Source organism: Variovorax sp. 01T432 (assembly GCF_056398605.1).
On record NZ_JBFTPS010000003.1, the window covers coordinates 168410 to 187274 of the forward strand.

The following is an 18865-nucleotide window of genomic DNA, read 5'->3' on the forward strand; positions in this document are numbered from 1 at the left end:
TTCCGGTGAATGAATTCGCGCTCGCGGCGCAGTAGAGTGGGTGCCAGGACAGGGGGTCTCCCATGATGGCGATGCAGGTTCTTTTCGTGCTGTACACGGCTTGGAAGAAAGGCAGGCGGCCGGTCGGCATGCCTTGAAGTTCGATGAACAGCGTGGCCAGCCTCGACATGCGTACCGCGCCCGGCCCCGTGACCGGCCGCGGCGCATGCCGAACGCTGACGCCGGACTGGGCCGACATCGCCCCGGACACCGCGCACACGCTGCCCGAAGGCAGGCGGCTGCTCGACTACGAGATCGTCGCACCGATCGGCGAGGGCGGATTCGGCATCGTGTATCTCGCATGGGACCATCGGCTGGAGCAGCACGTCGCGATCAAGGAATACCTGCCGACCATCCTGGCTTCGCGCGCCAGCGTCTCCCCCGCGATCGTCGTCAAGTCGCGGCGCCATGCGGACAGCTTCCGCGTCGGCATGCGCAGCTTTCTCAATGAAGCGCGGATGCTGGCGCGCTTCGATCATCCCTCGCTGGTCAAGGTGCTGCACTTCTGGGAGGACAACGGCACGGCCTACATGGCGATGCCGTACTACGCGGGACCGACACTTGCGCTCGCGCTGGAGAAACTCGGACGAGCGCCCGACGAAGCCGAACTCAAGGGCTGGTTGCGCCCGCTGCTGGATGCGCTCGGCGCCATGCATGCCGTCAGCTGCCTGCACCGCGACATCGCGCCCGACAACATCCTGCTCACCGACAGCGGGCCCGTGCTGCTGGACCTCGGCGCGGCGCGGCGCATGCTCGATGGCATGGGGCCGTCGCCGACGGTGGTTTTCAAGCCCGGTTTCGCTCCGATCGAGCAGTATGGCCACGTCGCCTCGATGAAGCAGGGCGCCTGGACCGACCTGTACGCGCTGGCCGGCGTGGTCTACGCGGCCGTCATCGGACAGCCGCCGCCACCGGCGGTCGAACGCTTGATGGGCGACCAGATGCGGCCGTTTTCGGAACTGGCGCGCGGCCGCTACAGCGCGCCCTTCCTGGCGGCCATCGACGCCGCACTCTCGCTGTATCCGCAGGATCGACCCCAGAGCGTGGCCGAGTTCTGGACGCGGCTGAGCAGTGAGGCCTCGGCGGCGGAAGCCTCGCCACCGGTGGAATCCGCGCCGGCCGCGGGCCCCGCCGTCCTCGACACACTATTGCCACTGAACCTGACGCCGGAGCGCGCGCAGCGACGCGACATCCGGACGAAGCTTGCCCTCCTGGCAGCGACCGTGGGCGCGGCGAGCATCGCGGCTGTCGGCCATCACCGCGTCCCCGATCCGGTCCTGGTGTCGCCGTTCCCCTCCGTGGCGTTTTCCGCGCCGCCCGCCGAACCCGGGCCGTCGCCTGCGCCATTGCCTGCGCCGGCGGCGCGGCCGGTCGACGTGCCGGTTGCCGTGCCCAAGGCCGAGTCGACGCCAGCGCCGCTCGACATCCCGGAGCTCGATCAGGCCGCCGAAGCACCGCCTCTGCCGAGTGCCGTGGATGTGCCGTCGGCGCCCGAACCCGCGCCCGCGCCGGTTGTGGCGCAGCCGGTCCGAAGGAAGACGGTGCATGCCGCCGGTCCCGCCCCTCGCCGCGAGGCCCGCCGGACGGCGAGCGAAGCAGCGGCGCCGCCGGCCCTTGAACGCCTGGCGCCGACCGCGATTGCGCAAGGCCAGAGCCGATGCACCGACATCCTTCAACGCGCCTCGCTCGAGCCCCTGACGTCGGGTGAAGCCGCCTTCCTGAGGAAGGGGTGTGAACGATGATCGCGACATTGGCTCGCCGGCCGCAGGCGCCGCTATTCTGGGCCGTCACTTGGATTGTCCTGGGGCTGGCCGGCTGCGCCACGCCGCCGCCCCCGGCCGCGTCCCAGGCCGCGCTGCCTTTCGAGCAAGCCGCCGCGCAGGCCACCGACCGTCTTGTGATGCAGATGCAGGCCCGGAAGCAGACAGGATTCCTGGCCGGCATCGGTGCCCGGTCCGGCGTGGTGCTCGACCCGATGATCGATGCCGGCAGCGCGCAGCAGACCGTGGCGACGCAAATGCTGCAGGACCGCGTCGTCGAGCGCATGAAAGCCAGGGACGACGCCGTCGACATCCTGCCCTTCCAGAGTGCGAACCTGGCCAAGGCCCGCTACCTGCTGACCGGCACGATGACGCGCCTGTCGGTCGGCGAGCCGGGCGGCCCGTTGGAAATCAACCTCGCGCTGACGGACCTCGGCAGCCGCGACGTGGCCGCCCAATCCTCGGCCGTGGCGCGCGACGAGGGCCTGGACCACACGCCGCTGCCCTATTACCAGGACACGCCCGTGCCCACTCGGGACCTGGTCATCGAGAGCTACGTGCGCACCACCGCCACCCGGCCCGGCCAGCCGGCCGACCCGTACTACATGGAGCGCATATCGGTGGCGCCCGTGATCAAGGAAGCCACCACGCTCTACAACGCCGAGCGCTACCAGGACGCGCTGGCGCAGTACAACGCCGCCGGCGGCACTCCTCCCGGCGAGCAGCTGCGCGTGCTCAACGGCATCTATCTGAGTTCGGCGAAGCTGGGCCGCACGGAAGAGGCCGAGCAGGCCTTCGGCAGGATCGTGGCCTATGGCATCGCCAACCAGCAGCTGGGCGTGAAGTTCCTGTTCAATCCGGGCGGCACCGTGTTCTGGTCCGAGCCGCGCATCAGCGGCCCTTACCCGATGTGGCTGCGCGAGATCGCCAAGGTCAGCGCCGATGCCAAGGTCTGCATGGACATCATCGGCCACACCAGCCGCACGGGCTCGCTGGCCTACAACGACGCGCTGTCGATGCAGCGCGCGCGCTACATCCGCCAGCGGCTGATCGGCGAAGCCACGGTCCTGCGTGAGCGCACCACGCCCAGCGGCAGGGGCTTTCGCGAGAACATCGTCGGTACCGGCACCGACGACGCGGTCGACGCGCTGGATCGTCGGGTCGAGTTCAGGATCGTGGACTGCAGCTGACCCGACCCGCCGATGGAATGCCGTGAGAAGCGACCAGGCAATCCGCGAATAGCTGCGCCGCCCGCGAGGGTTCCGGCGAGCGCCGCAGCAGACTGACGAAGCTGCAGGCGTAGCGAAATCGCTTCGGCGACACCGCCTGCATCTGGCCCTTGCGTTCGAAGCTCTCGGCGTAGTGGTCCGGAAGAAAGCCCAGGTACCGGCCCGAAAGCACCAGCGTCGCGATCGCCTCCTGGTCGAAGCCGGTGGCCTTGCGGGTGAGGCGCGCCTTGTGGCTGAGCTCCATGTTGGGCGAGTGGTAGCCCAGGCCCGCGAATGAATAGGCCCTGAGCTTGTCCCAGGTGAGTCCGCCATGTGACGCGCCGAAAAGCGGATGCTGCGCGCCACAGTAGAGAAGCATCGTTTCGCCGAACAGCTCGGCGTAGGCGAGGCTTCTGGAATTGCGGTGGGCCGGGATGATCCCGACGTGGACGCTGCCATCGATGATGCCCCGCTCGATGGCATTGATGGAGCTCACGTGCATGTTCAGGCCGACGTCGGGCGCCTGCTCGGAGAAGCGCGCGATGGCCTCGCCGATGCGGGCCTGAGGGTTGCTCGCCGTCTTGTCGAACACCGCCACCTCCAGCTGGCCGCCCATGCGGTGGTGGATGTCGTCGATGCTGCCGCGAAATGCGTCCACCGAGGCCAGCAGGCGGAGCGTCTCCTCGTACACCCGCTGGCCCTCGGGGGTGAGCGCGAAGCCCGAGCGCCCTCGTCGGCACAGGACCAGCGCCATCCGCGTTTCAAGATCCTTGATGTGGCGGCTCACCGTCGAGGTTCCGATGTTGAGCTCCAGCTCCGCCGCCGCCATGCCTCCGCATTCGACGACGCTCTTGAACACCTTGAGCAGGCGCAGGTCCATGTCGCTGATCTGGCCGAGGACCGCGCGCGTTTTTTCGTTCATTTTTACTTGCATGAATCGTCAAGTGAAGTTCGATATTGCAGCATTTTCAAGACTGACGCCGCCGCGAACAATGCGCCATCTCCACACGCCGAGGCCCGCCCGAAACGCGGGACATCCATGTCCGTCCTGACCGCCCAAGCTCGACCCAAGGCCCCGCGCACCGACGCGGCATGGCTCGATGCGCACTGGATGCCCTTCACCGGGAACCGCAACTTCAAGGCCGATCCGCGCATGATCGTGGAGGCCAAGGGCGCCTATTTCACCGACAGCGAGGGCCGCAAGGTGTTCGATGGCCTGTCCGGGCTCTGGTGCACGGGCCTGGGGCACGGCCGTGCCGAGATCACCGAGGCCGTGAGCCGTCAGATCGCCAAGCTCGACTACTCGCCGGCTTTCCAGTTCGGTCATCCGCTCTCCTTCGAACTGGCCAGCAAGCTGAAGGAGCTGACGCCGGCGGGGCTGGACCATGTGTTCTTCACGGGCTCCGGTTCGGAAGCCGCGGACACCTCGCTCAAGATGGCGCGTGCCTATTGGCGCGCCAAGGGGCAGGCCAGCAAGACCCGCCTCATCGGCCGCGAGAAGGGCTATCACGGCGTCAACTTCGGCGGCATCTCCGTGGGCGGCATCGGCGGGAACCGGAAGGTCTTCGGCCAGGCGGTGGAGGCGGATCATCTGCCGCACACCCAGCTCGCGTCGAACGCATTCACACGGGGCATGCCCGCGCAGGGCGCCGACCTGGCGGACCGCCTGCTGGACCTGATCGCGCTGCACGATGCTTCCAACATCGCGGCCGTGATCGTCGAGCCTCTGTCCGGCTCGGCCGGCGTCATCGTCCCGCCGCAGGGCTACCTGCAACGGCTTCGCGACATCTGCACCGCCAACGGCATCCTGCTGATCTTCGACGAGGTCATCACGGGCTTCGGGCGCTGCGGCGCGCTGACCGGCGCCGATGCCTTCGGCGTCGTGCCGGACATCATGAACGTCGCCAAGCAGGTGACCAATGGCGCGCAGCCCCTGGGCGCCGTCATTGCGAAAAGCGAGATCTACGAGACCTTCATGGCCGTCGGTGGCCCGGACTACATGGTCGAATTTCCGCACGGCTACACCTACTCCGCGCACCCCGTGGCATGTGCCGCCGGCATCGCCGCGCTCGACCTTCTGCAGTCGGAAGACATGATCGGCCGCGCGAAGGCATTGGCGCCGCATTTCGAGAACGCGGTGCACAGCCTCAAGGGGTCCAGGCACGTGGCCGATATCCGCAACTACGGGCTCGCGGCCGGCATCACCATCGCATCGCTGCCCGGCGAGCCCGCGCGCCGCCCCTACGAGATCGCCATGGCTTGCTGGAAGAAGGGCTTCTACGTGCGCTACGGGGGCGACACGATCCAGCTCGCGCCACCCTTCATCGCGGAGAAGTCCGAGATCGATCGCCTGGTCAACGGCCTGGGCGACGCGCTGGCCGAAACGGCCTAGCGCAAGCCGCACCTTCATCCCGCCTTCCTGCGAATCCATCGATACCAACATGCAACACGACAAGAAAGTCACCGACACCATCGGCCACCTGATCGACGGCAAGCGCGTCACGGGCGGCGAGCGGGTTCAGCCGGTGTTCGACCCGGCGACGGGCCTGTCCGCCAGGAGCGTCGCGCTTGCCGACAGGCTGACGACGCAGCAGGCGATCGCCTCGGCGCAAGCCGCCTTCCCCGCGTGGCGCAGCACGCCGCCGCTCAAGCGGGCTCGCATCATGGGCAAACTCAAGACCCTGCTCGAAGCCAATGCCGATCGCATCGCGGAACTGATCACCGCCGAGCACGGAAAGGTGCTCTCCGACGCCCATGGCGAACTGCAGCGGGGCATCGAGAACGTCGAATACGCGAGCTACGCGCCGGAGTTGCTCAAGGGCGAACACAGCAAGAACGTCGGGCCCGCCATCGACTCCTGGAGCGAGTTCCAGCCCCTGGGGGTCGCCGCCGGCATCACGCCCTTCAACTTCCCGGTGATGGTCCCGTTGTGGATGTGGCCGATGGCGGTCGCCTGCGGCAACACCTTCGTGCTGAAGCCATCCGAGCGCACCCCTTCGTCGACCCTGCTGGTGGCCGAGCTTGCCCTCGAAGCCGGTCTTCCGCCGGGCGTGCTGAACATCGTCAACGGCGACAAGGAAGCGGTGGACGTCCTGCTCACCGACCCACGCGTCAAGGCCGTGAGCTTCGTCGGTTCGACAGCCATCGCCGAGTACATCTACACCACCGGCTGCGCGAACGGCAAGCGCGTGCAGGCACTCGGCGGCGCCAAGAACTTCGCGGTGGTCATGCCCGACGCCGACATCGGCAACGCCGTGAGCGCGCTGATGGGTGCGGCCTATGGCTCGTGCGGCGAACGTTGCATGGCCATCCCGCTGGTCGTCGCCATCGGCGACCCCACCGCCGATGCGGTGGTCGCGGGTCTTGTCGCCGAGATCGCCAGGATGAAGGTCGGACCCGGCCGGGACAACGGCAACGACATGGGCCCGCTCGTCACCCAGCCGCACTTCGACATGGTCAAGGCCTTCGTCGACGCGGGCGTGGCGGCGAACGCCAGGCTCGTCGTCGACGGCCGGGGCGTCAAGGTGCCCGGACATGAGGGCGGGTACTACCTCGGGCCGTGCCTGTTCGACAACGTCAAGCCCGGCATGAGCATCTACCAGGAAGAGATCTTCGGCCCGGTGCTCGGCGTCGTTCGCGCGGGAACGCTGCAGGAGGCGATGGACATGATCGACGCGCACGAGTACGGCAACGGCACCTGCCTGTTCACGCGCGACGGCGAATCGGCGCGCTACTTCAGCGACAACATCCAGGTCGGGATGGTCGGAATCAACGTGCCGCTGCCGGTGCCGGTGGCCTATCACTCCTTCGGCGGCTGGAAGCGTTCGCTGTTCGGCGACCTGCACGCCTATGGACCGGATGCCGTGCGCTTCTATACGAAGCGCAAGACCATCACCCAGCGCTGGCCGTCCGCCGGCGTCCGCGAGGGGGCGGTGTTCAGCTTCCCGTCCAGCCGTTGAGCGCTTCCTGGTAGACCCGCGGGACTCGCTTCACGTTGCACAGCAGTTCATAAGCCAGCGTGCCCGCGCCGCGGGCCACGTCATTGACGCTGACCTGCGGGCCCCAGAGTTCGACGCGACTGCCGATGCCCGCATCGGGCAGGGTGCTCAGGTCGACCGAGAGCATGTCCATGGAGACACGCCCCAGGAGACGCGACAGCTTGCCGTCGATCGCCAACGGCGTGCCGGTCGGCGCGGTGCGCGGGTATCCGTCGGCGTAGCCGATCGCCACCAGCCCGACGCGGGTGCTCTGCGGCGCGACGAAGGCGCCGCCATAGCCGAGTGCGTCGCCGGGCTGCAGCGTGCGCACCGCGAAGACTTCGCTCTCCAGCGTCATGACCGGCTTCAGACCGTTGCCGCCGTGCGGCATCGGGTCGGCCCCGTAGAGCAGGATGCCCGGGCGTGCCCAGTCGCGCCGCGCGGCGGGCCAGCCCAGCACGCCGGCCGAATTGCAGAGGCTGCGCGGGCCGGGCAGGTCGGCGGTGGCGGCGTCGAAAGCCGTGAGCTGGCGTGCGGTTGCCGGGTGCTCAGGCTCGTCCGCGCGCGAGAAGTGCGTCATGAGCGTGATCTCGGCCACCTTGGCGCTCGCCGCCAGGCGCGCATGGGCGGATGGCAAGTCCGCCAAGGCAAAGCCGGCACGCCCCATGCCCGAGTCGCCCTTGAGCCAGACCTTGATCGGGCGCATGTCGGCGGCCTGTTCGATCATGCGCAGCTGCGCCTCGTGGTGGACGACGGTCCAGAGGCCTTGCGCGGCCACATCCTTCAGTTCGTCTGCGGCAAAGACGCCTTCGAGCACCAGAATCGGCGCGGCGACTCCGCCCGCGCGCAGGGCCAGCGCTTCTTCCGTGAAGGCGACCGCGAAGCCGTCGGCCAGGTCTTCCAGCGCCTGCGCGCAGCGCAGCGCGCCATGGCCATAGGCATCGGACTTGAGCACCGCGAGGGCGCGCCCCCCGTGCACCCGCTTCGCCAGCGCGTAGTTGTGGCGCAGCGCGCCAAGGTCCACGCGGGCGCGTGACGGCCGGCTCATGCGGCCGCAGGGGCCGGAGAGCCGCGCACGCCGCGTGCCGGCTTGCGCGCGTAGCGCTCGAGCGCCAGGCCGTCGGTGCTGATCTCAGGGCGCTGGCCGGTGACCGCGTCGGCGATCAGCCTGGCGGAGCCGCAAGCCATCGTCCAGCCGAGCGTTCCGTGCCCGGTGTTGAGGAACAGGTTGGGGTAGCGCGTCGCGCCGATGACGGGCGTGCCATCGGGTGTCATCGGGCGCAGGCCGGTCCAGAAGGTGGCACGCGAGACGTCGCCACCGGGGAACAGGTCGTTCACCACCATCTCGAGCGTGGCGCGGCGGCGCGGGTCGAGCCGCAGGTCGTAGCCCCCGAGCTCGGCCATGCCGCCGACGCGGATGCGGTCGTCGAAGCGCGTCACGGCGATCTTGTAGGTCTCGTCGAGCACGGTCGACTGCGGTGCGAGCGACGGGTCGACCAGCGGCACGGTCAGCGAGTAGCCCTTGACGGGATACACCGGCAGGTCAAGACCCAGCGGCGCCAGGAAGTCGCGCGAATAGCTGCCGAAGGCCAGCACATAGCGGTCGGCTGTGAGCACCTGGCCGCCCGAGCGAACGCCGGCAATGCGACCGCCTTCGGTCACCAGACCTTCGACCGACTGGCCGAAGCGGAAGTCCACACCCATGGTGCGCGCGATGCCGGCCAGCGCGGTCGTGAAGAGGTGGCAGTCGCCGGTTTCATCGTTGGGCAGCCGCAGGCCGCCGGCCAGGCGGTCGCGGGCCTGTGCGAGGCCGGGCTCTGCTTGCGCGAGCTGGTCACGGGTGAGCAACTCGTAGGGCACGTTGCATTCCTGCAGCACCTTGATGTCGCGCTGCACCGCATCGAGCTGGGCCTGCGTGCGAAAGAGCTGCAGCGTGCCGCCGGTGCGCTGCTCGTACTGGATGCCGGTGTCGGCGCGCAATTGCTGCAGGCAGCTGCGGCTGTACTCCGCCACGCGCATCATGCGTTCCTTGTTGATCGCGTAGCGCTCGGCCGAGCAGTTGCGCAGCATCTGGGCCATCCAGCGCAACTGGGCCAGGCTGCCGTCGAGGCGCACGGCGAGTGGCGCGTGCTTCTGGAACATCCACTTGATGGCCTTGAGAGGAATCCCCGGCGCCGCCCATGGCGTGGAGTAGCCTGGCGACACCTGGCCCGCGTTCGCGAAGCTGGTCTCGAGGGCCGGGCCCTCCTGGCGGTCGAGCAGAGTGACCTGCGCGCCGGAGCGGGCCAGGTAGTAGGCCGTGCTGGTACCGATGACGCCGCCGCCCAGAACAATGACTTTCATTGGGAAACCATCAAGTGAAGTGGATTTCCTTAAATTTATGGCCAAACATCCAGTAAATTCGCTCGAATTTAGGGGAGACCGCAGTGATTTCTCCTGTTTTGCTGGCGCTTCGACACCTGGGAAAGTGAAATGACCGACCTCGACCGCATCGATCGCAAGATCCTCGACATCCTTCAACGCCAGGGGCGGATCTCGATGACCGAGTTGGCCGAGCAGATCGGCCTTTCGACCTCGCCTTGTTCCGAGCGCGTCAAGCGCATGGAGCGCGAGGGCGTCATCACCGGCTACCACGCCCATCTCTCGCCCGAGGCGCTGGGAAAGAGCTTGCTTGTGTTCGTGGAAATCAAGCTGGCGTCGAAGTCCGGGGACGTTTTCGACCAGGTGCGCAACGAGCTGCTCCACGTGCCGGAAGTGCAGGAATGCCACCTCGTTTCGGGTAGCTTCGACTACCTGGTCAAGGCCCGCCTGCGCGGAATGAGCGAGTACCGCCACCTGCTGGGCGACATCCTGAAGAAGCTGCCGGTGGCGGCCGAGTCGCACAGCTATATCGTCATGGAAGAGATCAAGGAGAGCCTGGCCATTGCGCTCGATCGATGAGCGGGGGCATGCGTGGCCTCAGCAGGCTTCGACGGGCGCCAGCATGGTGCCGCGGCAGTTCGGCGAGCCGCAATGGCAGGGATAGGCCGAGGCCGGCGAGCCATCGTCGGCTGTCAGGCAGTAGTCGATGAACAGCTCGTCGCCCGCATCCACGTTCGCGATCGTCTGGAACTTCAGCACGAGCCGCCCCGCATCGTCGTACTCCTCGACCGCCTCGCAATTGGGCTCGCAGGCGTGGTTGAGATGGCGGGTGGCGTTGCCTCCCTTGGCGCCGTCGATCGTCTCCTGGTTGGACAGGGTGAACAGGTACGTGAGCTGGTCGTTCCAGGCCTTTTCCGCGATCTCCTGCTGCGAGTAGCGCCGGCCTTCGTAGAGACCCAGGAACGCGAAGGCGGGCAAGTCCCGCGTGGCGAAGGCGCCGAGGCCATGGACCCCGCTGGGCGCGACCCTGATGAAGGGCGTGGATGATGTGTTCTTGCGGTGCTTGGCCATGTGTGGCGGAAATTGTAGAGACCGATGCCCGGGCGCGGCGGGACATCTATGGGCGCCGGGCCGCATCCCGCGCAGATGCGTCGCGACGCAGGATTTCCTTCACCATGGCGGTGAACTGCCGGGCCATCACGCTGCGCACCACCATCTTGCCGACGATGGGCGGCATCGGGAACTCGGGGATCAGCCGCCCCGAATAAGAGAGTCGCACTTCACCCGTGGGCAGGGTCTCCAGCGCGTAGAGGCCCTCCATTTCCCGGAGGTTTCCGCCCACCGCGCGCGCCGCGATCCGCCGCTGCGGGGATTCGACCACCGACAGCTTGACCTCGATCTGCTGATGGAAGAACAGGAAGGCGAACCTCCCCGTCTGCTCGACGACCAGCTTGTCGCCATCGCGCTGAATCACGCGCGAGGTGCGCATGTCCGGGATGAATTCGGCGAGGTGGTCGTAGTCGGAAATCACGTTCCATACGGTGTGCGGGTCCACGCGCATGTCGGCGAATGCCGTCACCGTGATGAAGTCTCCGTGCCCGGACGTCTCGACGCTGATCTGTTGCGCTGTCGCGGCGAAGGGCGCGCACAGCGCCCAGGCCAGCATCAAGGCCGTGGCTGCCGCACGCAGGCGCGAAGCGCCGGTCATGGCGCCGACGCGTCGCGCACAGCGCGAATGCTGAACCGCAGACTCAGGCCGTCCTGCACCTGGATCGATCCCCCCAGGATCGACAGGGGCGTGATGCCGAAATCGCTCTGCTTGAATTCGATCGATCCGGCGACGCTCATCTCGCCGGCCGCGGTCTCCATCCGCACCGGCACCTGGAAGCTCCGGGTCGTCCCGTGCAGCGTGATGGCGGCATCGAGCCGCGCGCCCGCGGGCATCTTCTCGACGCCGTTCACGCGGATGAGCGCGAACGGGAAGCGCTGCGTCTCGAGCACCCTGTCGCGCATGTTGGTGCGCGTGCCGGCGATGTCGGCATCGCTGGGCTGCGTGTCCAGCCCGGCCTCGGCGCGAAGCGCCGGCTCGTCGACCGACAGTTCGGCCAGCGGTACGTACAGGTCGGCGCGGCCTTGTTCCGGCGCGATGTAGCCCTGCGCCTGATGACTGGCGATGATGTGATCGTGCCCCAGGCGCGCGAGCGACCCGCCGCGGCGCACCGTGATGGCGATCAGCGAGCGCGCCGGATCGATGCGATAGACCGGCTGCCCCTGGGCCGCCGCGCGCGCGTAGTCGCCACGCGGAAAGTCCGCCGGTCCCTGCGCGGTCGTGGGCGCCGGCGGCGGCACCGGCGCGCGGATCGGCGGCGCGCACCCCGCGAGCATCAGCGCGAGAGCGGCGAGCAGGGGCGCGGCGCGCGGCATTTCGGCCTCAGGGAGTCTCACGCAGCCGCACCCGGAACTTCACCGTGACCTCGGGGCCGATCACGTCCGTCGCCGCCCACTCGCCGGTGCCGATGCCGAACGGTCCGCGCTTGACGGTGAACTGGCCCTCCATCGTCGCGCCCGCGGCCCCGGCGTTCCAGGTGAACGGCACCTCCACCGGCTGCTGCACACCCTTCAGGGCCAGCGTGCCGCGCGCGAGGTAGCCGCCGGCCGGCGCATTCGCCTGCGCCTGGGCCCGGCGGATGTCGGTCGCGTGGAACTCGGCTTGCGGGTGCCGAGCGAAATCGAACCATTCGATCCCCGCGATCGCCTTGTTGATGTCCGCGCTCGTCATGTCCGCGCTCGCCACCCGAATGGTCACATCCAGGTGGCCGCCCTCCGGCTTCTGCGGGTCGAAGCCCAGGCGGACGTCGAAGTCCTTGAAGACGCCCGGCGCCGGCGATCTCTCGAAATCGGCGACGAACTCGAGCCGGCTGCCCGCCGTGTCCATCTTCCACTCGGCCGCGCGAGCGAGCGGGGCCGAGGCGCCGGCGAGCAGCATGGCAAGACAGGCGAGCTTCTTCATTCCGGCGCGCCGGTCGACGGCAACATTCGCGTCAGCACATCGTTGCGCTTGACGAAGTGGTGACGCAGCGCGGCGCCGATGTGGAGCACCAGCAACGCGGCAAGGGCGACGAACAGCGAGAAATGCGCGAGCGAGGCGAGTGCCTCCGTGTGCTTGTCCGGCGCGCCCAGGGCCGGCAGCGGAATGCGCCAGAAGATGCGAAACGGCACACCCTGCGCGGAGTTGATGATCCAGCCGGTAAGAGGCATGGCGATCATGATGACATAGAGCAGCGCATGGCTCAGGCGCGCCGCGGTGCGCTCCCAGGGGGCCATGTCCGCGGGAAGTGCCGGTGCCGGGCCTGCCAGGCGCCACAGCAGGCGCGCGACGACCAGTGCCAGCACCAGCATGCCGGTGGACTTGTGCCAGACGAAGAGATCGAGTTTCGTCGGCGAAAGCCGCCAGCCGGTGGCGAGCCATCCGAGCGCGAACTGGATGAAGATCAGCGCGGCGACGAGCCAGTGAAAGAACATGGCCACCGCGCCCCACGAGGAGACGCTGTTCGAGAGGCGGAACGTTCGCCGCCCGGTCGGGAGGGATCGGGGATTCGGTCGCATCGTGCGGGCAGTGTCGCAGTTGCGGGCGTCTGGAACAACACGCGCCGTTTGCGCAATTGTGTGCAGAAGCCGGCATATCGAGCGCCGAGTTCCGTGCGGGTCGCGTCGACCCCGTCCCACAATCGCGCCAAACTTCGGGCCCGCATGTCATGGACGCATCTCGTTTCGTCGCCACCTTCCTTCGAATCCAGGGTAGCCTTCGGGCGCTTCTGTGCAAGCCCATCACCATGCCGACACCGCGCATCCTGGCCCTCTCCGGGGCAACGGTCGACTTGCCGCCCCGCGCCCCCAGACAGCCAGGCACCGTCGCGGCCGTCGAGCGGCCGCTCGCCCGGCTGTCGATTCCGGTCGCACCCGAAGTGCCGAAGAGTCCCCTGCTGACCCTGCAGCCTGTTCTTGAAAGCGTGCAAGCCCTTCCCGTCCCCGTGGCGGAGCCGGCGGCCTCACTGAAGAGGGTGCGTTCACTGGAAGAGGTCAGGGCCGATCTCGCCCGGCTGCGCGAAAGCGCGAAGGAGCGGCATGCGCAACCCCGGGCCCGGCGCGACGTCAGCTTTGCGCCCACGGACTTCATGGAACTCCAGCCGCAACCCCAGGCCGAGCCGGCCGAGGACGCCGAAACCGGCTTCGCTTCCACGGCATTCCTGGATTTCGGCAGCGCAGGTCCGTACCTCGGGCGCTAGGTCCGGGAGGGCCGGGCGACCGAGCGTCGAACCAGGGTTCCGGGGCCGCAGTCAGCTGCTGCTGGTATTGCGCACCAATGCTTCTCGTGTTGCACCACCACGGAACCCCCACCCCATGAAGCTTTCCCTTCGCCCCCTGCTCGCCGCGTGCGCCTTCGGCCTCTTCTCGCTTGCCGCCTCGGCGCAGGTGCCGGCCGACGCGCCCCCCGGTACCACCGTCCAGTGCAAGGACGACACCTATGCGTCGCCGGACAGCAAGTCGGGCGCCTGCCGCGGCCACAAGGGAATCAAGACCTGGTATGGCAAGACCGCGGCTGCCGCGGCACCCGCAACGCCGGCTGCCGCCGCGCCTGCGGCTGCTCCCGCCGCCAAGGCGCCTGCCAAGACCGACGCCGCGCCAACGGCCGCCGCGCCCGGCGGCGGCGCCGGCAAGGTCTGGGCCAATACCAGCACCAACGTCTACCACTGCATGGGCGACAAGTTCTACGGCAAGACGAAGAAGGGCGAGTACATGAGCGAGGCCGATGCCAAGAGCAAGGGCATGCACGCCTCGCACAACAAGGCGTGCAGCTGATTGCCCTGGCTCAGGTCCGCGCGAGATAGTCGCCGACCCTGAGCTTCTGCGGCAGGATCTTGCGCTCCGACAGCCAGTCGGCGGCCTGCTGGAATTGCTGGATGAACTTCGTGTCCTGCACGCCGTGGACGTCCCATCGGCGCTGCAGCCTGACCAGGGTGTCGCGCACCGCGTCACTGTAGCCGGCGTCCTTCTGGTTCAGCGTCTCGGCCTCGACCGCATGCTCGGTCACCCACTTCGCTTCGGCCGCGTAGGCCGCGTTCACGGCCCGCACGATGGCCAGGTTGTCCTCGGCAAATCTGCGGTGCGTGACGAAGGAATTGAAGTCGATCAGGAACTCGAGGTCGCGGCCTTCGAAGAAGATGTCGTGCGCCTTGTATTCGCTGCGCGCGATGTCCACGCCGGGGCTCCACATCGACCAGGCGTCGATCTTTCCTTGCGCGAAGGCGGGGCCCGCATCCGGTGGATTCAGGTAGACAAACTTCACCTTGTTGCGGTCGATGCCGTGCTTCTCCAGCGCGGCGACGAGGAGGAACTCACCCAGGCCCGAACGATTGACCGCCACCGACTTGCCCACCAGGTCCTGCACCTTGTCGATGCCCGAGCCGTCCTTCGCGATGATGGCGGTGCTGCGCGGCTCGACGATGGCGAACTGCGTGAACACGAGCGGCGAGCCAGCCAGCATGGCGGCCAGGGCCGGCGTGGTACTGCCGCCGAAGCCGAAATCGGCGCTGCCGCCGGTCACGGCCTGCAGCGAGGGCGCGTGGTTCGGGAAGGGGCCGATCCATTGGACCTTGATGCCGTCCCTGGCCAGCAGTTTCTCGAACTCGCCGCGGTTCTTTGCAAGCGCCGGCAGCCCGCCGCGTCCCCAGGTCAGCCGCACGGTGTCTGTGTTGCGGCTCGCCCTGGCAGTGGGTGCCGGTTGCGCATGGGCGAGGGCCGAGGCGATCGCGCCCGTGCCCAGCAGTGCGGTTTGCAGAAAGCTGCGGCGCGAGGCCGCCGGAGAAGAAGAGGTCATGGGCAGTTTCGAGTGAAAGGAATGAGGGAAGGGTGTCAGGTGTCCGCAGCTTCGGCCGCCACGCCGAGCTCGCCCAGCAGGGATTCGCGCAGCGCGGCCGAATCGGGGTGCGTGCGCCTTGCGTTGGCCTCGGGCGAGACCCGGTGTTCGCTGGCGATGGCCCCGTTGCGCATGACCAGAACGCGGTCCGCCAGCGCGATGGCTTCATCCACATCGTGCGTCACCAGAAGCACGCCGGGCCGGTGGCGTCGTACCAGTTCCTTCACCAGGCCATGCATGCGGATGCGCGTGAGGGCGTCGAGTGCCGCGAAGGGCTCGTCGAGCAGGAGCAGGCGCGGTTCGCGCACCAGCGCGCGCGCGAGCGCCACGCGCGAGGCCTGGCCGCCCGAGAGATTGCGCGGCCAGTCGTCGATCCTGTCCCCGAGCCCGACTTCCGTCAGCGCCGCATGGGCGAGCGCCTTGCCCCGCGTTTCTTCGAGGCCCAGAGACACATTGCGCCAGAGTGAATCCCAGGGCAGAAGTCGATGCTCCTGGAACACCACCGCGGGCTGGCGCGGACCGTCGATAAGCCCGCCATCGATGGCATCCAGCCGCGCCAGCGCGCGCAGCAGGGTCGTCTTGCCGCAACCGCTTTCGCCCAGCAGCGCGACGAACTCGCCGCGCGCGATGCGCAGGTCCAGTCCGCCGATGACGATCCGATCGCCGTAGCGGCGTTGCAGGCCGCGCACGACGACGGCCGGTGCCTCGCTCGCCAGAAGAGACTCCGCCGCGCTCATCGCTTGACCGCCGCGCCGAAGTTCGGGTGCCACGCGAGCAGCCGGCGCTCCAGCAGCCGGGCCACCGCGTCGGAGGCGACGCCGATGGCCGCATACACCACGATCGTCAGCACGATGACATCGGTGCGCAGGAACTCGCGCGCGTCCATCGCCAGATAGCCGATGCCGGAGCTGGTCGCGATCGTCTCGGCGACCACCAGCGCCAGCCATGCGACCGCGAGTGCGTAGCGCACGCCTGCCAGGATCGAGGGCAGGGCCCCGGGGAGAATGATGCGGCGGATCAGCGCCGCATTGCCGAGGCCCGTGACGCGGCCGAGTTCGAGCAGCTTCGGGTCCACCTGACGGATGCCGAGCACCGTGTTGATGTAGATGGGGAACATCACGCCGAGCGACACCAGGAAGATCTTTCCGCCTTCATCCACGCCGAACCAGACGATCACCAGCGGCAGCATGGCGAGAAAGGGGATGGCGCGAACCATCTGGATGCTGCGGTCGAACAGCGCTTCGGCCAGGCGCGAGAAGCCCACGATGGTGCCGAGCGCGAAGCCGATCGAGCCGCCGATGAAGAAGCCGGTCGCCGCGCGCAGCAGGCTGGTGCCCATGTCGCTGACCAGGCGGCCTTCGAGGACCAGGCGCCATGCGGTGGCGGCCACCTTGCTCGGCGCCGGCAGCACATGCGGCGAGAGATAGCCCGCGCGCGCGGACAGCTCCCACGCCGCCAGGACCACCAGCGGCACCAGCCACGACAGCAGGAGAAGCTTGCGGGGCCGCCACGGCGTGCCGGGCTCGGGCGCCGGGGGCGATGGCGCACGAGCCGGCCGCGCGATGGGTTCGGCCGGCGTGGCGACCTTCGCGGCCACGGGCACGGGCAGGCTGTGAAAGACCTGGGACATTGCGGAAGCGCTCTCCATTCATGGGCCCCGCGTGATGCCGGGCCGGGATGAAAGAAGGCTACCGCCGGGTCATGCGATGCCCAACGAACAAAACCAAGGCAGCGTATGCGATTTACGTGCTTGGGCGCCCCTCGGCCCCCGAGGCCAATGCGCAACAATGGCGTGCTACAAAGTGTAAGGGCGTGAGAGACTCCACTTCTCGTGCACCTCTCGCGCCGAAGGCGCGACCGACCGGAAGGAAAAGAGAAAGCTCCATGCCTGACAACCAAACCTGGGTCCCCGGCGCCGTTTCGCGCCCCAGCACCGCCATCGTGAACCGCCCGCGCAGGGGCGCGATGTCCGGCTCGGCGCCGCCGCCGATGGTCTTGCCGCCGCATCCGGCGGCGGTGGCCGCGACCCCCGTGGCTTCCGGCCCGGCGCCCGCGACCGGCAGCGCGCTTCCCGAACTCCTCACCAGCCAGATCAGCGCCATCGATGCGATTTCCCCGGGGCACCCGGTGTTCCTCGTCACGCTGGGCAACAGCGCCACGAAACTGGTCATCAAGGTCGAGGACCATGCATCGTCCATCGACGGACTCGATCTCAAGCCCATGACCCGCCACAACATCGGCGTCATCAACGACATCATGGGAACGGTGAGCGCGGGCGTCGACAGCGTTCCCCTGAGCGAGCTCGAAGTGGCCGCCGTCGCCGCCTTCCGGGCGAGCCCGGCGGAACTGGCGATGTGGCTCGCGCTGGTGCAGAGCGGCCAGAAGGTCATGCTCAAGATGGCGCACAACGCGGGCTTCACCACTCTCGGCAAGGCATCCGAGCTCAGCCTCTCGGACAAGGACAAGAGCAGGCTCAACAGCCTGATCCTGAAGCTGCGCAACAACTCCAAGGCCTGGCTGAGCATGGGCGCGATCACCGCCGCGGACCTGTTCGTGGGCAACAACGACCGCATCGACTTCAACGTCGGCGTCATCGGCAACGCGGGCAACATGATCTTCCAGGAAGAGGCCAACGGCAGCATCAACCGCGCGCTGGGCTACGACAACCTCGACCCCACCGCCAGCGATGCCGGCTTCATGTACGGCCGGAACATCCGGGCCTGGCAGGACGTGTTCGGCATTCATCTGCGCGACGTCAGGGCCTATGGCCGCAAGTGCCAGACGGTGATCCAGAACTTCAACGCGCGCACGCTCGCGCCGCTGGGCATCGCGCCCCTGTCGCCGGCGGATGGCAGCTCGCTGGCCGCGGGCATGGAACTGGGACGCAATGCATTGGCCAGGAAGATCTCGGACCGCATGAAGATCGGGCAGAAGGTGCCCTCCGGCGTGGCCGCGCGTGCGCTCTGGCTGGGCTGGGTGCGCTGAGCCGCGACCGCCGTGGCCACCGCCGAACCCTTCGCGCGCAAGCAGAAGCGCGCCGATATCCTGGCCACGCTGGCGATGGGCGCCGTGTTCCTGACGTGTTGCGCGGCATGGAGGCTGCCAAGGCAGGACGCAGAGGAAGCGCTTCCAGAGAACCCGAGATCCATTGCCGAGCTGCACAGGGACATCGGCTGGGTCGACCCCAAGGCGGCTCGCGACGGGGCGCTGGAAATCGGCCTCGACCTGAGAGCGCCTCTCTACGAGGCAAGCGTGGTGACGGACCTGGCGAAGGATGCGCTTTTCATCTCGAAGGGGCTGCAGACCTTCTTTCCCGACGTCGGCAACACCTCCGTTCGATTCGTCGCCCGCCTGCCGGTGAAGGGCCGCGAGAGGTTCGCGACCTCCGAGCGCGTGCTGGAGCTGACCTTTCCCAAGGCCGATCTCGCCAGCATGGACCCCGAGGGCTCGTCCTCGTTCCAGGACCTGCTCGAGCTCATGCCGAGCGTGGGCTATGTGGCGCCCGCGAGCAAGCGGCTGGTGCGGGCGTTCTGCGACGACCCCCTGGCGAAATCAGCCCAGGCCTTCTGCCGGCGCGAGCCCGGCTGAGGCGACGCGGGGCTG

20 protein-coding genes are annotated in these 18865 nt (G+C 68.2%); 9 read left to right on the forward strand and 11 right to left on the reverse strand.

Annotated elements, in window-relative coordinates:
* Positions 1-143: 143 nt before the first annotated feature.
* Together AC1DNF_RS03630 and AC1DNF_RS03635 are read left to right on the forward strand one after the other, a co-directional pair.
* Positions 144-1781 (forward strand): serine/threonine protein kinase, encoded by a 1638-nt coding sequence (locus AC1DNF_RS03630; RefSeq protein ID WP_478147173.1) that lies wholly within the window; start codon positions 144-146, stop codon positions 1779-1781.
* Positions 1778-2989 carry an OmpA family protein gene (locus tag AC1DNF_RS03635; protein WP_478147174.1) on the forward strand — a complete coding sequence of 404 codons (1212 nt, stop codon included), beginning with the start codon at positions 1778-1780 and terminating at the stop codon, positions 2987-2989. Before AC1DNF_RS03630 ends, AC1DNF_RS03635 begins: the two co-directional genes overlap by 4 nt.
* Here AC1DNF_RS03635 and AC1DNF_RS03640 read toward each other — a convergent pair.
* Complete coding sequence (locus AC1DNF_RS03640; protein WP_478147175.1) at positions 2967-3941, reverse strand: LysR family transcriptional regulator; 975 nt, start codon at positions 3939-3941, stop codon at positions 2967-2969. The two genes, AC1DNF_RS03635 and AC1DNF_RS03640, sit on opposite strands and share 23 nt — an antisense overlap.
* A gap of 105 nt (positions 3942-4046) precedes the next feature.
* On the opposite strand from AC1DNF_RS03640, the gene aptA reads away from it, so the two are divergent.
* On the forward strand, positions 4047-5399 hold the full coding sequence (gene aptA / locus AC1DNF_RS03645; RefSeq protein WP_478147176.1) for an omega-aminotransferase AptA: 1353 nt from the start codon (positions 4047-4049) through the stop codon (positions 5397-5399).
* 49 nt (positions 5400-5448) lie between these two features.
* Positions 5449-6966 (forward strand): CoA-acylating methylmalonate-semialdehyde dehydrogenase, encoded by a 1518-nt coding sequence (locus tag AC1DNF_RS03650; RefSeq protein WP_478147177.1) that lies wholly within the window; start codon positions 5449-5451, stop codon positions 6964-6966.
* Here AC1DNF_RS03650 and alr read toward each other — a convergent pair.
* Together alr and AC1DNF_RS03660 are read right to left on the reverse strand one after the other, a co-directional pair.
* Positions 6944-8032, reverse strand: coding sequence for an alanine racemase (alr, locus tag AC1DNF_RS03655; protein WP_478147178.1), 1089 nt, complete (start codon positions 8030-8032; stop codon positions 6944-6946). The two genes, AC1DNF_RS03650 and alr, sit on opposite strands and share 23 nt — an antisense overlap.
* Positions 8029-9327 carry a D-amino acid dehydrogenase gene (locus AC1DNF_RS03660; protein WP_478147179.1) on the reverse strand — a complete coding sequence of 433 codons (1299 nt, stop codon included), beginning with the start codon at positions 9325-9327 and terminating at the stop codon, positions 8029-8031. The genes alr and AC1DNF_RS03660 overlap by 4 nt, the downstream gene beginning before the upstream one ends.
* Positions 9328-9456: 129 nt before the next feature.
* On the opposite strand from AC1DNF_RS03660, the gene AC1DNF_RS03665 reads away from it, so the two are divergent.
* On the forward strand, positions 9457-9924 hold the full coding sequence (locus tag AC1DNF_RS03665) for a winged helix-turn-helix transcriptional regulator (protein ID WP_478147180.1): 468 nt from the start codon (positions 9457-9459) through the stop codon (positions 9922-9924).
* Between the two features lie 18 nt (positions 9925-9942).
* Here AC1DNF_RS03665 and AC1DNF_RS03670 read toward each other — a convergent pair whose 3' ends face one another.
* From AC1DNF_RS03670 to AC1DNF_RS03690, 5 genes are read right to left on the reverse strand one after another with little or no spacing between them, the layout of a single operon-like run.
* Positions 9943-10416, reverse strand: a complete 474-nt coding sequence (locus AC1DNF_RS03670) for an SET domain-containing protein (protein ID WP_478147181.1) — start codon at positions 10414-10416, stop codon at positions 9943-9945.
* Between the two features lie 46 nt (positions 10417-10462).
* A complete protein-coding gene (locus tag AC1DNF_RS03675) occupies positions 10463-11053 on the reverse strand; it encodes an SRPBCC family protein (protein WP_478147182.1) in 591 nt (196 codons plus the stop codon).
* Entirely contained in the window at positions 11050-11790 is a 741-nt protein-coding gene (locus tag AC1DNF_RS03680; RefSeq protein ID WP_478147183.1) for a YceI family protein, read from the reverse strand. Before AC1DNF_RS03680 ends, AC1DNF_RS03675 begins: the two co-directional genes overlap by 4 nt.
* The gene (locus AC1DNF_RS03685; RefSeq protein WP_478147184.1) at positions 11777-12355 is read right to left on the reverse strand and encodes a YceI family protein; all 579 of its coding nucleotides are present in this window, start codon (positions 12353-12355) and stop codon (positions 11777-11779) included. Before AC1DNF_RS03685 ends, AC1DNF_RS03680 begins: the two co-directional genes overlap by 14 nt.
* Complete coding sequence (locus AC1DNF_RS03690; protein ID WP_478147185.1) at positions 12352-12951, reverse strand: cytochrome b; 600 nt, start codon at positions 12949-12951, stop codon at positions 12352-12354. The genes AC1DNF_RS03685 and AC1DNF_RS03690 overlap by 4 nt, the downstream gene beginning before the upstream one ends.
* A gap of 227 nt (positions 12952-13178) precedes the next feature.
* Between AC1DNF_RS03690 and AC1DNF_RS03695 the strand changes: the two genes are divergently transcribed.
* Together AC1DNF_RS03695 and AC1DNF_RS03700 are read left to right on the forward strand one after the other, a co-directional pair.
* Positions 13179-13631: a hypothetical protein gene (locus tag AC1DNF_RS03695; RefSeq protein WP_478147186.1), complete on the forward strand. Its 453-nt coding sequence runs from the start codon at positions 13179-13181 to the stop codon at positions 13629-13631.
* 115 nt (positions 13632-13746) lie between these two features.
* Positions 13747-14205, forward strand: coding sequence for a DUF3761 domain-containing protein (locus AC1DNF_RS03700; protein ID WP_478147187.1), 459 nt, complete (start codon positions 13747-13749; stop codon positions 14203-14205).
* Positions 14206-14215: 10 nt separating this feature from the next.
* Here AC1DNF_RS03700 and AC1DNF_RS03705 read toward each other — a convergent pair whose 3' ends face one another.
* Genes AC1DNF_RS03705 through AC1DNF_RS03715 form a run of 3 tightly spaced genes read right to left on the reverse strand, consistent with a single transcriptional unit; the run spans position 14216 to position 16892 of the window.
* Positions 14216-15223: an NrtA/SsuA/CpmA family ABC transporter substrate-binding protein gene (locus AC1DNF_RS03705; protein ID WP_478147188.1), complete on the reverse strand. Its 1008-nt coding sequence runs from the start codon at positions 15221-15223 to the stop codon at positions 14216-14218.
* 35 nt (positions 15224-15258) lie between these two features.
* Positions 15259-15999, reverse strand: coding sequence for an ABC transporter ATP-binding protein (locus tag AC1DNF_RS03710; protein ID WP_478147189.1), 741 nt, complete (start codon positions 15997-15999; stop codon positions 15259-15261).
* Positions 15996-16892, reverse strand: a complete 897-nt coding sequence (locus AC1DNF_RS03715; protein WP_478147190.1) for an ABC transporter permease subunit — start codon at positions 16890-16892, stop codon at positions 15996-15998. Before AC1DNF_RS03715 ends, AC1DNF_RS03710 begins: the two co-directional genes overlap by 4 nt.
* A 254-nt stretch (positions 16893-17146) precedes the next feature.
* On the opposite strand from AC1DNF_RS03715, the gene AC1DNF_RS03720 reads away from it, so the two are divergent.
* Both AC1DNF_RS03720 and AC1DNF_RS03725 read left to right on the forward strand, forming a co-directional pair.
* Positions 17147-18247, forward strand: coding sequence for a hypothetical protein (locus AC1DNF_RS03720; RefSeq protein WP_478147191.1), 1101 nt, complete (start codon positions 17147-17149; stop codon positions 18245-18247).
* A 12-nt stretch (positions 18248-18259) separates the two neighbouring features.
* Positions 18260-18850, forward strand: coding sequence for a hypothetical protein (locus AC1DNF_RS03725; RefSeq protein WP_478147192.1), 591 nt, complete (start codon positions 18260-18262; stop codon positions 18848-18850).
* The last annotated feature ends 15 nt before the right edge of the window (positions 18851-18865 follow it).

Coding starts and splice junctions, on each gene's coding strand:
- AC1DNF_RS03675 (WP_478147182.1), bottom strand. CDS start 11,053: ATGACCGGCGCTTCGCGCCTGCGTGCGGCAGCCACGGCCTTGATGCTG.
- AC1DNF_RS03630 (WP_478147173.1), top strand. CDS start 144: ATGAACAGCGTGGCCAGCCTCGACATGCGTACCGCGCCCGGCCCCGTG.
- alr (WP_478147178.1), bottom strand. CDS start 8,032: ATGAGCCGGCCGTCACGCGCCCGCGTGGACCTTGGCGCGCTGCGCCAC.
- AC1DNF_RS03685 (WP_478147184.1), bottom strand. CDS start 12,355: ATGAAGAAGCTCGCCTGTCTTGCCATGCTGCTCGCCGGCGCCTCGGCC.
- AC1DNF_RS03640 (WP_478147175.1), bottom strand. CDS start 3,941: ATGCAAGTAAAAATGAACGAAAAAACGCGCGCGGTCCTCGGCCAGATC.
- AC1DNF_RS03695 (WP_478147186.1), top strand. CDS start 13,179: ATGCCGACACCGCGCATCCTGGCCCTCTCCGGGGCAACGGTCGACTTG.
- AC1DNF_RS03705 (WP_478147188.1), bottom strand. CDS start 15,223: ATGACCTCTTCTTCTCCGGCGGCCTCGCGCCGCAGCTTTCTGCAAACC.
- AC1DNF_RS03715 (WP_478147190.1), bottom strand. CDS start 16,892: ATGTCCCAGGTCTTTCACAGCCTGCCCGTGCCCGTGGCCGCGAAGGTC.
- AC1DNF_RS03660 (WP_478147179.1), bottom strand. CDS start 9,327: ATGAAAGTCATTGTTCTGGGCGGCGGCGTCATCGGTACCAGCACGGCC.
- AC1DNF_RS03665 (WP_478147180.1), top strand. CDS start 9,457: ATGACCGACCTCGACCGCATCGATCGCAAGATCCTCGACATCCTTCAA.
- AC1DNF_RS03670 (WP_478147181.1), bottom strand. CDS start 10,416: ATGGCCAAGCACCGCAAGAACACATCATCCACGCCCTTCATCAGGGTC.
- AC1DNF_RS03720 (WP_478147191.1), top strand. CDS start 17,147: ATGCCTGACAACCAAACCTGGGTCCCCGGCGCCGTTTCGCGCCCCAGC.
- aptA (WP_478147176.1), top strand. CDS start 4,047: ATGTCCGTCCTGACCGCCCAAGCTCGACCCAAGGCCCCGCGCACCGAC.
- AC1DNF_RS03710 (WP_478147189.1), bottom strand. CDS start 15,999: ATGAGCGCGGCGGAGTCTCTTCTGGCGAGCGAGGCACCGGCCGTCGTC.
- AC1DNF_RS03700 (WP_478147187.1), top strand. CDS start 13,747: ATGAAGCTTTCCCTTCGCCCCCTGCTCGCCGCGTGCGCCTTCGGCCTC.
- AC1DNF_RS03690 (WP_478147185.1), bottom strand. CDS start 12,951: ATGCGACCGAATCCCCGATCCCTCCCGACCGGGCGGCGAACGTTCCGC.
- AC1DNF_RS03635 (WP_478147174.1), top strand. CDS start 1,778: ATGATCGCGACATTGGCTCGCCGGCCGCAGGCGCCGCTATTCTGGGCC.
- AC1DNF_RS03650 (WP_478147177.1), top strand. CDS start 5,449: ATGCAACACGACAAGAAAGTCACCGACACCATCGGCCACCTGATCGAC.